This window comes from Methanobrevibacter millerae (assembly GCF_900103415.1).
In the GTDB taxonomy this organism is placed as follows: domain Archaea; phylum Methanobacteriota; class Methanobacteria; order Methanobacteriales; family Methanobacteriaceae; genus Methanocatella; species Methanocatella millerae.
On the sequence record NZ_FMXB01000007.1, the window covers coordinates 1 to 13711 of the forward strand.

Sequence of the window (13711 nt, forward strand, 5' to 3'; positions counted from 1 at the left end):
AAAAAAAATCTAGGAATCCCCGACCTCTAAAAGGTCGGGGAGGTTCAAATTTATGTATTTCCTTTGACGGGTAATATTGGACTTAAAATTAACGCCTAATTAACAGGATAATTCAGCTTCAAAAAGTGCCAATAATCAGGTTATTTTTGTAGTAAAAATTAGCAATTTATTATTACTTTAAATTTTTGTATTCCTAAAAATTATCGTTTATATTTTACTTTATTAAATAATAGCTATAATTAGTCTTTATTTTTAATTTAAAGCTAATTTAAGAAGTATTTTCTATCATCATATATATACTTTACTCAAATATTTTTTCAGAAATCTTTATAAGTGTGTTCATACTACATATTTAATATCTAACTCTATGTTAGATAATTTCGCACACTTGTACAAGGTGAAAATTATGGCAGAAGAAAATAGAGATAATAATGAAGAATTAAGGATAGGTGTTTACGTCTGTCACTGTGGTGTTAACATCGGTGGAGTCGTCGACTGTCCTGAAGTAGCTGAATATGCCAAGACATTGCCTGGCGTAGTTCACGCAACTGACTACAAATATATGTGTTCTGACCCTGGTCAAGCTTTAATCCAAGAGGACATTAAAGAGAAAAACTTGAACCGTATTGTTGTTGCAGCATGTTCCCCTCGTCTTCACGAACCTACTTTCCGTAGATGTGTAGAAGAAGCAGGATTAAACAAATTTTTATTTGAATTTGCAAACTTAAGGGAACAAGACTCCTGGGTACACATGGAATTACCTGAAGAAGCTACTGCAAAAGCAAAAGACTTAACCCGTATGGCTGTCGCTAAAGCAAGATTACTCGAACCATTAGAAGCAACTAAAGTAGCTGTAGACAAAAAAGCTTTAGTTATCGGTGGTGGAGTAGCTGGTATCCAAACCGCTTTGGATTTAGGTGACATGGGATTCAAAACCTACATGGTAGAAAGAAACCCAACCATCGGTGGAAGAATGGGACAACTGGATAAAACTTTCCCTACTCTTGACTGTTCAATGTGTATTTTAGCACCAAAAATGGTAGACGCATTTAAACATGAAAACATTGAATTAATTTCATACGCTGAAGTTAAAGAAGTTGACGGTTACATCGGAAACTTCAAAGTAAAAGTTGAGAAAAAACCTAGATACGTTGATGAAGCATTATGTACTGGTTGTGGAGCTTGTCAAGAAGCTTGTCCTATCGAAATACCTAACTACTACGACGAAGGTGTAGGTATGGTAAAAGCTGCTTACATTCCATTCCCTCAAGCTGTACCATTATGTGCAACCATCGATAAAGATTACTGTATCGAATGTAACTTATGTGTACAGGCATGTGGTCCTGAAGCTATCGACCACAATCAACAAGTTGAAGAAATCGACTTGGAAGTCGGTACCATTATCGCAGCTATCGGTTACGACCCATTCGATCCATCTGGAATTTACCAATACGGATACGGACGTTACTCAAACGTAATTACCGCTATGGAAATTGAAAGAATGATTAACGCATCAGGTCCTACCGGCGGTCACGTTATCAAACCATCCGACGGTATCGAACCTAAACGTGTTGCATTCATCCACTGTGTCGGTTCAAGGGATGAGCAAATCGGTAAACCTTACTGTTCCAGAGTATGTTGTATGTACTCCATGAAAAACGCTCAGTTATGTATCGACCACGAACCTGACACTGAAGTAACCTGTTACTACATGGATATCCGTTCATTCGGTAAAGGATACGAAGAGTTCTACAAAACCTCTCAAGAAAAATACGGTATTGAATTTATCAGAGGTAGACCAGCACAAATCTTCGAAAACGATGACTTAACCTTAACAATCAGAGCAGAAGACACTTTACTCGGTAAAGTAACTGAATACACTTACGACTTAGTTGTATTAAGTGTAGGACTTGAACACTCTGCAGGATCCGACGAACTCAGACAAACCTTAGGTGTTTCCAAATCTGCAGACGGATTCTACATGGAAGCTCACCCAAAACTCAGACCTGTTGACACCTTAACTGACGGTGTTTACATTGCTGGTGTAGCTCAAGGTCCTAAAGATATTCCTGACTCTGTAGCACAAGGTTCAGCTGCTGCATCAAGAGCAGCTATCCCAATGGCTAAAGGTCAAGTAGAAATCGAACCTATTGTCGCACGTACTGATGAAGGTATTTGTGGTGCTTGTGAAGTTTGTGTCGAATTATGTCCATTCGGTGCTATTTCAATTGTTGCTGACGCTGGTAGTAACCACGCTGAAATCAACACTGCATTATGTAAAGGATGCGGTACCTGTGTAGGTGCATGTCCATCCGGTGCTATGGACCAACAACACTTCAAAACCGATCAAATCATGGCACAAATCAGTGCTGCTCTTGAAGACATAGGAAAATAGATTTAGAGATTATTTAAATCTCTATTTCTTTTACTTTTTTTTAAAAGCTTATTTTTACACATTATTTCAAAATCTTTTTTTCCCGAGTATTATCTTAAAATGCATTTATCGGCTATTTTTCATAACTCTTATATTATAAGATAAACAAAAATTAAAACATACTTTTTAATTTAATTTAAGGTGTAGTAAATGACTGATTATTATGATGAAATTTTAAATTTTGAAAAGATAGCACAAGAACATACTCAATACATGAGAAACAGTATTAATCTTATTGCTTCTGAAAATGTTACGAGTGTAGAGGTCTCAGAAGCTTTAGCTACTGATTTTGCACACAGATATGCTGAAGGACAGGCATTTGAAAGATTCTATGAAGGATGTCAATACGTCGATTTAATCGAAGACAAAACCAAAAAGCTTTCATGCAAAGTCTATGACTGTGATTATGCTAACGTACAGCCGGTATCAGGCGTAACTGCAAATCTTGCAGCATTTTTCGGATTTTCCAAACCTGGAGACAAAATCATGGCTTTGGAAGTACCTTCCGGAGGCCACATTTCCCACGCTGACGTTAGTGCGGCAGGTATTCACGGCCTTAAAACCGTTTTCCACCCTCTAGACAGCAATATAATGAACATTGACATTGACGCAATGAACAAAAAAATATTAGAGGAAAAGCCAAAAATCGTTTTGTTCGGTGGAAGTCTATTTTTATTCCCTCATCCTGTAAAAGAAGCTCGTGAAGCAGCTGATGAGGTTGGGGCTAAAATAATGTATGACGGAGCTCACGTTTTAGGTCTTATTGCCGGAGGACAGTTCCAGCAGCCTTTAAAGGAAGGTGCAGACCTGATGATGGGAAGTACCCACAAGACATTCCCTGGCCCTCAGGGAGGAATCATCCTTTCCCACAAGGAAAACGAGGAAATCATTGACAATGCAGTATTCCCTGGTGTAGTGAGCAATCACCACCTGCACCATTTATTGGGTTTAGGTATTGCAACTGCCGAAATGCTTGAATTCGGTGAAGCTTATGCAAAACAAACCATTAAAAACGCTCAGGCTTTAGGTCAGGCAATGTGTGAAAGAGGATTCAACGTATTATGTGAAGACTTAGGATTTACCGAGTCCCACCAAATCGCTGTTGACTTAACTAACATCAGATCAGCATCCGATATCGCTAAGGAATTGGCTGACAACAACGTTATCCTAAACAAAAACCTCCTTCCAGGTGATGACAGGGACAATTCCGATGACCCTTCAGGAATTAGAATCGGTACCCAGGAAATTACCAGAAGAGGACTCAAAGAAAAAGAAATGGATGAAGTGGCTGAATTCATTCGCCGTGTTGCTGTCGACAAGGAAGACATTGCAGACGAAGTTGCTGAGTTCATGAATCAGTACACGACATTGGATTACGCATTTTCCGATAAGGACGCTTACCAATATCACAAATTATAGATTACTATGAGAATAGGGTTTGCTTTTACTGGAGCCGGTCATTTACTCAAAGAATCTGTTCAGGTCGCTGAAAAACTGGCTAAAGACCATGAAGTAACAGTATTTCTTTCAGGAGCTGCTGAAGAAGTATTGAAAATGTACGGTCTTTATGAAAGGGTTGTTGCCATAACTGGCGGCAAATACAGGGAGCTTGCTACAGATTCCAATCAAAAGTTTTCATTTCCAATAACGGGCAGACTCTCACTCGGTAAATATGATTTGTTAATAGTTTCACCTGCCACCGCTAATACCGTTTCCAAAATCGTTTATGGCATAGCGGATACCTTGGTAACGAACGCCGTTGCTCAGGCAGGAAAAGGAGCAGTAAAAACTTATATGGTTCCCGTTGATATACATCCGGGACCAATTGACACTGTTCTTCCTTCAAAAATGGAAAAGGATAAATGTCAAAACTGCGATGAGTGCGTTGCGGCTCTTGCATGTCTTGAAGGCGCAATCATACCTCACGACGAAATCGATTTGACAAAATGCGTTGGCTGCGGTCAGTGCAGGAACACCTGTCCGTATGACGCCATTTCCGAAGGAAAAATCATTACCATCTACATGAGAGACATAGACATCGAAAACACCCGTAAACTATCCCAAATCGATGATATTCAGATATTTGAAAGTCCTTTGGATATTTTAGAGAAAATCTAGTTTCTCACCAATTTCTGAATTTAACTCATTTTCTTTGGTTTCAAGGATATATCTGGCTTTTTTATCAGTTTTATAATATCTCCAAGGTTTCAATGTTTTTTTATCAACTATCACTTTATTTTCATCCAAAAAGTAAACGTCAATCACAAAGCGCATGAATGAGGTGTGAACGCTCGAGCCGTATTTCAAGATAAACAGTAATCCGTAATCGATGTCCTTTTTAAACATCAGGCCAATTAGCCTTTTAAAGTAATTGTCGGCATATTTTATTTTAATCATGGATTATAGCTTTATTATCCATATTAATAAGTTTAACTAATTTCTAAAGTCAATATTGCTCTAACCTTGTAGTTTTTCAAGATCCGAGTAATCTAGGAATGTCTTGTCATTGATTTCTCCGCTTAGAATGTCTTTTAAAGCGGTTTCAAATTCCCCGTATGAAAAGACTCCAGGTATGTAAAGCCTTTCCTGACCATAATCAATGATGAAGTAAGGCGTTGATGTAATCTGGTGCGTAAGGGCCTCTTCCTGGTCAAGGTAGACTTCAATGTTATAGTAATTGTTTTCAAGAATCCTTTTTGCTTCGCCTTCATCAAGTCCGCATGAAACTGCAATTCTTGTTAAAACCTTAATGTCTGTGATGTTTTCGTTTTCACACATCCTGGCATGAAATATTGCTTCAGCAAGCTTTAAGGTAATTTCTGGATGCATATTCTGAGCAAATTTGCATAGCCTCAGCGCATCCTTAGAGCTTGTAAGGGGCATGTCTCGGTAATTGACTTTCAAGCCATCTTCAAGCGCAATCTCTTCGATTTCTGAAATCATTTCTGAGGCTTCTTCATCTGTTAATCCGTACTTTTCGCCGTACCTTTGAGAAGTGCTTTTATCAGGCCTTTTACCGGCCGTAGGCTCAAGTTCAAATGGCTTGAATTCCCATTCACAGTCAATATCCAAGTTTTTAACGGCCTTTTTAAGCCTTTCAAGCCCGATATATGAATAGGGACAGTTGAAATCAATAATGTAAATAATCTTCATTAGAATCATCTTTTTGCTTTTGTTATATCTATTTTGTTTTCTCTAAATTTAAAAATTTCTTATTTCCTCAAATTTCAACAATTTTTATATAACATTTATGATAAAATTAATAGTGAATATTTGAATATTGGTGATAATATGAATGAACAAGGTAGAACATTTACATCAGAATCAGTAACTCAAGGACATCCGGATAAAGTTGCAGACATTATTTCTGATGCTATATTGGATGCGTACATGGCACAGGACAAAAATTCGCATGTCGCATGTGAAACTTGTGTAACAACTGATTTTTGTATGGTATTTGGTGAAATAACCTCATCAGCTCATATCTCAGAAGATGAAATTGAAAAAATAATTAGAGACACGATTATTGAAATCGGTTATGATAATCCTGACCTGGAATTTGATGGTCATACATGTAAAGTTGAAAACAGGCTCCATGAACAATCTGCGGATATCAATCAGGGAGTGGACCGTGGAGATGAAGAATCCGGAGCCGGCGACCAGGGTATGATGTTCGGTTTTGCAACCAATGAAACTGAATCATTAATGCCTTATCCGATTGATCTTGCTCGTAAATTAACTAATAAATTAACTGAACTTAGAGAAAGCGGTGAAATCCCATATTTAAGACCTGACGGAAAGGCACAGGTATCCGTAAACTATGATAAGGACGGAAATGTAGTCTCTTTAGATGCAGTAGTACTGTCAACCCAGCATGACGAAACGGTCTCAGACAATCAGGAACAGTTAAAGGAAGATATCCGTGAAAAGCTCTTCAAGGCAGTAATTCCAGCTGAATTAATGACTGAAAATACCAAAGAGCACATTAATCCAACAGGCAAATTCGAAATAGGTGGTCCTCACGGGGACGCAGGCCTTACAGGCCGTAAAATCATCGTAGATACCTACGGAGGATACGCAAGACACGGTGGAGGAGCGTTCTCAGGAAAAGACTGCACTAAAGTGGACAGAAGCGCATGCTACATGGCAAGATACATTGCAAAGAATATTGTAGCCAGCGGACTTGCTGAAAAATGTGAAATCCAGCTATCCTATGCAATTGGAGTAGCTGAGCCAACTTCAGTAATGGTAGATACCTTTGGAACCGCTGCAGCTGACCTTGATTTTGATGAAATAGTGCGTGAAAACTTCAAATTAACTCCTGATGGAATCATTGAAACATTAGGATTAAGGGACACTACTTATAAACAAACCGCAAAATACGGTCACTTCGGTATCGAAGGCCTTCCATGGGAAAAGACCGACAAGGCCGAAGACTTGAAAAAATACCTTAAATAAGACTTTCCTCTCTTGAGGAATAGTTTTCATTCTTTTTTTTACTTTTATTTTTCATTGAGTTAATTAACTATTTTTTTAGAATAATTTTTAAAATATTCGAAAATTGCAAAAACCTTTATTTATTATCTTTGATAAAAATATACATATTATAAATTATTAATTTTCGAGGAGTTACAATGCCAATAAAAGAGGCAGAAAAATCATATGATCATGATAAAATAGAAAAGAAAGTACAGAAATTCTGGAAAGAAGAAGATACTTTTAAGAAAGTCACAGAACTTAGAGAAAATGGTCCTAGATATTCATTTTTAGACGGTCCGCCTTACTGCAGTGGTAAAATCCACTTGGGTACAGCTTGGAATAAGGTAATTAAAGACTCTTATTTACGTTATAAATCTATGAACGGATTCAGTTTAAGAAGACAGGCCGGTTGGGACATGCACGGTCTTCCAATTGAACATAAGGTAGAGCAATTAATGGGCATCAAATCCAAACAGGAAATCGAAGACGATATAGGAATAGCTGCCTTTGTAGATAAGTGCAGAGAATTTGCAATCGAAAACAAGATAGCTATGGAAGAGGAATTCGACCAGCTGGGTGTTTGGATGGATTGGGATGACCCTTACATGACTTTGGACCCGCAATATATGGAATCATCATGGTGGACTTTAAAAAGGGCTAACGAACAGAATTTACTCGTTAACGACCAGAGGGTTATCAGCTGGTGTCCTCACTGCGGAACCGCACTTGCGGCAGCAGAAATCGAATATGAAGACAAGGTAGACCCTTCCATATTCATAAAGTTCCCTGTTAAAGGCGAGGAAAACACCTACTTCCTTGTCTGGACAACCACTCCATGGACCTTGCCTGCAAACATGGCAATCTGTGCAAACCCGGAATTCGATTACGTTTATGTCAAAAAAGACGGTGAAGTATTAATATTGGCCGAAAACCTTATGGAAGAGGTTTTGGGAAAACAGGTTAAAATTCACAGAACCAAAATCCCCGCCGAAAACGAAGACGAAGAAGACCAGATTATAGAAGAAAAGGAAGTCCTATACGAAGTTTTAAAAACCGTTAAGGGCGAAGAATTGGTTGGCATGGATTACGATTACATATTGGCCGATGAAATTCCAAAACAGATGGAACTTGACTCAGAAATTGAAAATGTCCACAAAATCCTATCCGGTGACCATGTAGAGCTTGGAGAAGGTACAGGTTTCGTTCACACGGCTCCTGGACACGGTCCTGAGGACTTTGAAGTGGGTCAAAAGTACGGCCTTCCAATTTTCTGTCCGGTCGGTGAAGACGGATGCTTTACCGAAGACGCAGGAAAATACGCTGACAAATTTACAAAGGATGAAAATCCTCAAATCATTGAAGATTTAGAGAACAAAGGATTAATGTACAGGGCAGAAACCATTGAGCACAGATACGGTGTGTGCTGGAGATGCAAAACCCCTATCATTTATATCGCAACCAAACAATGGTTCTTGAAAGTAACCGACATCAAACAAAAAATGCTTGATGAAATCGGAAAAGTCGAATGGGTACCTAAATGGGCCGGAGAAGGAAGGTTCTACGACTGGGTGGACAACGCCCGTGACTGGACTATTTCAAGGCAAAGATTCTGGGGTATTCCAATCCCTATCTGGGAATGTCCTGACTGTGGCGAAATCAAGGTAATCGGTTCACTTGACGAATTGAAATCCGAAGCCCTTACAGAAATCGACGTATCAGACGCTGAACTCATTCACAGGCCATATGTGGATGAAGTAGAAGTCAAATGTGACAACTGCGGCAAGCCAATAAAAAGGATTCATGACGTACTGGACGTATGGATCGATTCAGGAGTTGCAGGATGGGCTTCACTCTACTATCCTCAGCAAAAGGACAAGTTTGAAGACTGGTTCCCTTATGACTTCATTACAGAAGGCCACGACCAGACCAGAGGATGGTTCTATTCACAGTTAGGTACAGGTGTTATTTCAATGGGTCAAAGTCCGTATCAGAAGGTATTGATGCACGGATTCGTATTGGATGAGAATGGAAACAAGATGTCCAAATCATTGGGTAATGTTGTAGCTCCCGAAGAGGTCATCGAAAAGTACGGAGCCGATGTTTTAAGATTCTATCTTTTATGGGCTTCAAAGCCATGGGATGACCTTAAATTCGTATGGGATGAGTTATTAAACATCAACAAGATGTTCAATATCCTATGGAACATTTACGTATTTTCAACAACCTACATGTCCCTGGATGACTTCAATCCTGTTGAATTAAGCGAAGATGACATTATATTAAGGGCTGAAGACAGATGGATTATCTCCAAAGCCAATACTTTAGTAAAAGAAGTGGCTGAAGACTTGGATAAGCTGTTCTTCCACAAGGCAACTCGTAAAATTAATAATTTCATTCTTGAAGACTTAAGCCGCTGGTATGTAAGGCTTATTCGTGGAAGAACCTGGGTTGAAAGCGATGATCCGGACAAGTTAGGCGCTTATTATAGTTTATACACTGCTTTAATCAAACTTATTTCAGTATTGTGTCCTATCGCTCCTCACGTATCAGAGGAAATCTATGAAAATCTCGTTAAAGGCGTCAATCCCGATGCCCCTGAAAGCATTCACATGAACGACTGGGGATATGATGAAGACAAGATTGACACTGAGCTTGAAGCAAAGATGGATGTTGTGCGTGAAGTAATCGACGCGTCAATAAGGGCACGTGACATAGCACAGTACAAACTCAGATGGCCGGTATCAGACATTACGGTCGTTTCACAGGATGAAGATGTTTTAAAGGCCATTGAAGAGCTTGAAGACATCATTAAAGATCAGTCTAATACAAAGGACGTTTTATGCGCAAGCGAATTTGAAAAGCTTTCATTCAACGCAAAGCCAAACCTCAAAAACCTCGGCCCAAGGCTCAAGGGAGATATGGGCAAGGTAATGAACGCCTTAAAGAACGGCGACGGTAATCAAATCAAGGCTGAACTTGAAGCGAACGGCAGCGTAACGATAGAAGGCCATGAATTGTCCGGTGATGACATATTGTTTGACTCAGAACTTCCGGATGACTTTGTATCATCTGAATTTGAAGGCGGAAATGTCTTCGTTAATACTAACATTACTTTAGAAATCAGGCAGGAAGCTATGGCTCGTGAATTAATAAGAAGAATTCAGGACATGAGAAAGGATTTGGATTTGGACGTTGAAGCCAACATTAACGTTGACGTCGAATCATCATCCGAATTCAAGGACTTAATCGTTCCTCAGGTGGAATTCATTTCACATGAGGTAAGGGCCAACAGCTTTATCATAACCGACAGTGAAGAATGCAGTAAAGACTCTAAGGACTATACCAAAGAGTGGGATATTGAAGGAGAAAAGGTAATTATTTCAATTAATAAATAAAGGGTGTTTAACATGACTTTAGCTGACTCTGAAATTGAATACATTGAAGGAATCCTCGGCAGGAAAATGAACGAATTGGAAGAAGGAATGCTTGACGTGATGTTTTCAGAACATTGTTCCTACAAAAGCAGCAGGCCATTCTTAAGGGCTTTTCCAACCGAAGGAGAAAACATTATTTTAGGTCCTGGAGACGATGCAGGACTTGTTTCCGTAACTGATAAATATGCATTGGCTGTAGGAATGGAATCACACAATCACCCTTCAGCTATTGAACCATACGGTGGAGCAGGTACTGGTATCGGAGGAATCCTAAGAGACATTATCTCAATGGGTGCAATGCCTATAGCTCTTCTAGATTCATTAAGATTCGGACCTATGGAAGATGAAAAATCAAGATACTTATTTGAACATGTTGTTAAGGGAATTTCTGACTATGGAAACCGTGTAGGGGTTCCTACCGTTGCAGGAGAAATAGAATTCGACGAATCATTCAGGACAAACCCTCTCGTTAACGTAATGTGCGTAGGGCTTGTTGAAAAGGAAAACATCGTCCGTGCCCAGGCACCTAATTTCGGTGACGTATTCCTATTGATGGGAGGAACAACCGGCCGTGACGGAATTCACGGTGTAACCTTTGCATCCGAAGAGCTGACTTCAGACTCTGAAACCGAAGACAGGCCTGCCGTTCAGGTAGCAGATCCGTTTACCAAAAAAAGGGTTTTGGAAGCCTCTTTGGAGATTTTAGAAAAAATCAATGTAAGTGGTGTCAAGGATTTGGGAGGCGGCGGTCTAACCTGCTGCATTTCCGAGCTTGTTGATGCATCAAACAATGCCGCTTTCGTTGACCTTCAGGCTATTCCTTTAAGGGAAACCGGAATGACTCCATATGAAATAATGCTTTCAGAATCCCAGGAAAGAATGGTATTCGTTATCAATCCTGACGACGTTGAACTCGCACAGCAAATCTGCGACAAGCACGAAATCGTATCATCCGTAATCGGTGAAGTCCGTGAAGGAAACAACATGATTATTTCAGACAACGGAGAGGAAATCGCAAACCTTCCAACCATATTATTGGCAGATCCTCCTTCCATTGACAGACCATTGGAAGAAATTCCTGAAGATCTGGAGCCTGTGGTTGTAAATCATCCTCCAATTAAGGAATCCTTGCCTAAACTATTATCTTCACCTAATATAGCTTCCAAAAGCTGGGTTTACAGACAATACGACCATGAGGTTCAAATTAGGACTGTTGTAAAGCCTGGAGATGACGCTGCAGTCTTAAGAATAGATGACAATACTGCAATCGCGCTTACAACCGATTCCAACACAATCCACACAAAACTCTCTCCATTCGACGGGGCAGCAGGATGTGTTGCAGAAGCAATCCGTAACGTCGTTTCAATGGGTGCCACGCCTTATGCGGTTGTGGACTGCTTGAACTTCGGTAATCCTGAAAAGCCTGATATCTTATGGCAATTCAAGACAGCCATTGAAGGCATGAGTCTTGTGGCAGAGAAATTCGACGCTCCCGTAATAAGCGGTAACGTAAGCTTCTATAACGAAACTGAAGGAATCAAGATCAATCCTACTCCTGCTGTTGGTGTAATCGGTGTGGAAAACATTGAAAACATCAGAACCATGGACTTTAAAAACGAAGGGGATAAAATCATTTTAATCGGTAAAACATATGATGAACTGACCGGTTCCGAGTATCACAGAACGATACACAACCTCGAAAAAGGTATCGCTCCAAGAATCAGAATCGATGACGAAGTTGCTAACGCAAAAACCGTTTTAAACTTGCTTGACGATGATAAAGACAAGGATATCACCGCAATTCACGACGTATCAGCAGGCGGTTTGGCCGTTGCATTGTCAGAAATGGCGATGTCATCCGATTTAGGATGTGAAGTGGAATTAACCAGCGATGAATTGGATGAAAATCAGCTGCTTTACTCTGAAAGCCATGGAAGATATTTAGTTACCGTAAAAAATGATAAATTGGACGAAATATTATCAAAAATGGATGTTCCCGTAACTGTTATAGGGGAAGTTAAGGGTGATGTCTTAAAAATAAATGATAATGAATTTACTATTGATGAATTAAGGAATTCCTATACTGGAGTCATTGAGAAATACATGGCTTAAATAATTATTGACTGGTGTTTATATGTTTTTATCAAAATTGGACTCTTTAAATGATGCTGTAAAGCTCATTGATGAAAATCAAAAGGTAATGGACATAGAAGAAGTTCCATTGGCTGAAGCACATAAAAGAGTTTTAGCTGAAGACATTATTGCTTATCATAATTCTCCGCCGTTTGATAAATCAGCTATGGATGGATTTGCACTTAGGGGAGTAGATACATTCGGTGCATCTCAATCCAATCCAAAAACCTTAAAGATAGTTGACGCTATCGGTGCCGGAGACTTTTGCGATAAGGTAATTAATGAGGGGGAAGCTATTGTAATAGCAACCGGCGCACCTATTCCTGAAGGGGCTGATGCAGTTTTAATGAAGGAGTACACTACTGATGACGGCGAGGAATTGACCATTTATTCACAGGTCACTCCCGGCGAAAACGTCTCTCCAAAAGCGGAAGACATAAAAAAGGGTGAAAAGATACTCTCAAAAAATACTTTCATCAGATATTCCGAAATGGGACTGATAGCTTCAGCAGGTTATGACAGCGTTAAGGTTTTCAAAAAACCTAAAGTTAAATTAATTATAACTGGTAATGAACTGGTTGAACCTACAAAAGAGGAAATAGACAAGGCTAAAATCATCAATTCAAACAAATATACAATCAAGGCAATTGCTGAAGATTCAGGAGCAGTTGTAAGCATTTCCCATGCCGGCGATACTTTCGAAGAGGTTAAAGAAGAGGTTGAAAAGGCCAGTAAAGATTATGATGTCATTATGACGACGGGCGGAACGGCCATCAGTAAAGGGGACGTTGTTCTGGATGTTGTCGATGATTTGGGAGAAATCTTATTCCACGGTGTTGCAATAAGGCCAGGAAAGCCAATCGGTGCCGGAATTGTAAATGATAAGATGGTATTTACCTTTTCAGGCCAGCCTGTTGCCGCCATGAGTCAGTTTGATATGTTTGCACGTAAATACTTATTCAAAATGCAGGGAAGGGACTTCGACTGGCATATAGTTCAAAGGGAAGCAAAACTTAAAATACCTTCACAGCTCGGAAGGACAGATTTCATCCGCGCATTTTCAGATGATACATATGCAAGGCATGTCCTGAACAGAGGTTCTGGTATTATTCGTTCAATGGTGGAGGCAAACAGCTATATCATCATAGACGAAAATGATGAAGGATACCAGAAGGGTGATATAATTAACGTTGTCTTCTTCGATTCATTACTTTGGTAGATGATGTGGTGT

The 13711-nt window shown here is 39.6% G+C and carries 9 protein-coding genes; 7 read left to right on the forward strand and 2 right to left on the reverse strand.

Annotated elements, in window-relative coordinates; genetic code table 11:
- Positions 1-406: 406 nt before the first annotated feature.
- From F3G70_RS05175 to F3G70_RS05185, 3 genes are all read left to right on the forward strand, one after another.
- Entirely contained in the window at positions 407-2395 is a 1989-nt protein-coding gene (locus F3G70_RS05175) for a CoB--CoM heterodisulfide reductase iron-sulfur subunit A family protein (RefSeq protein ID WP_149731642.1), read from the forward strand.
- A 189-nt stretch (positions 2396-2584) separates the two neighbouring features.
- Complete coding sequence (gene glyA, locus F3G70_RS05180) at positions 2585-3853, forward strand: serine hydroxymethyltransferase (RefSeq protein ID WP_149731643.1); 1269 nt, start codon at positions 2585-2587, stop codon at positions 3851-3853.
- 6 nt (positions 3854-3859) lie between these two features.
- Complete coding sequence (locus F3G70_RS05185; RefSeq protein WP_149731644.1) at positions 3860-4552, forward strand: dihydromethanopterin reductase (acceptor); 693 nt, start codon at positions 3860-3862, stop codon at positions 4550-4552.
- Here F3G70_RS05185 and F3G70_RS05190 read toward each other — a convergent pair.
- Positions 4538-4831: a DUF192 domain-containing protein gene (locus tag F3G70_RS05190; RefSeq protein WP_149731645.1), complete on the reverse strand. Its 294-nt coding sequence runs from the start codon at positions 4829-4831 to the stop codon at positions 4538-4540. The genes F3G70_RS05185 and F3G70_RS05190 overlap by 15 nt on opposite strands.
- Positions 4832-4891: 60 nt before the next feature.
- Positions 4892-5587, reverse strand: coding sequence for a DsbA family oxidoreductase (locus tag F3G70_RS05195; protein ID WP_188118085.1), 696 nt, complete (start codon positions 5585-5587; stop codon positions 4892-4894).
- A gap of 138 nt (positions 5588-5725) precedes the next feature.
- Between F3G70_RS05195 and metK the strand changes: the two genes are divergently transcribed.
- From metK to F3G70_RS05215, 4 genes are all read left to right on the forward strand, one after another.
- Complete coding sequence (gene metK / locus F3G70_RS05200) at positions 5726-6892, forward strand: methionine adenosyltransferase (RefSeq protein ID WP_149731647.1); 1167 nt, start codon at positions 5726-5728, stop codon at positions 6890-6892.
- A 176-nt stretch (positions 6893-7068) separates the two neighbouring features.
- Complete coding sequence (gene ileS / locus F3G70_RS05205; RefSeq protein WP_149731648.1) at positions 7069-10308, forward strand: isoleucine--tRNA ligase; 3240 nt, start codon at positions 7069-7071, stop codon at positions 10306-10308.
- 12 nt (positions 10309-10320) lie between these two features.
- Entirely contained in the window at positions 10321-12459 is a 2139-nt protein-coding gene (gene purL, locus F3G70_RS05210; protein ID WP_149731649.1) for a phosphoribosylformylglycinamidine synthase subunit PurL, read from the forward strand.
- A 22-nt stretch (positions 12460-12481) separates the two neighbouring features.
- Positions 12482-13699, forward strand: a complete 1218-nt coding sequence (locus F3G70_RS05215) for a molybdopterin molybdotransferase MoeA (RefSeq protein ID WP_149731650.1) — start codon at positions 12482-12484, stop codon at positions 13697-13699.
- Positions 13700-13711: the final 12 nt, after the last annotated feature.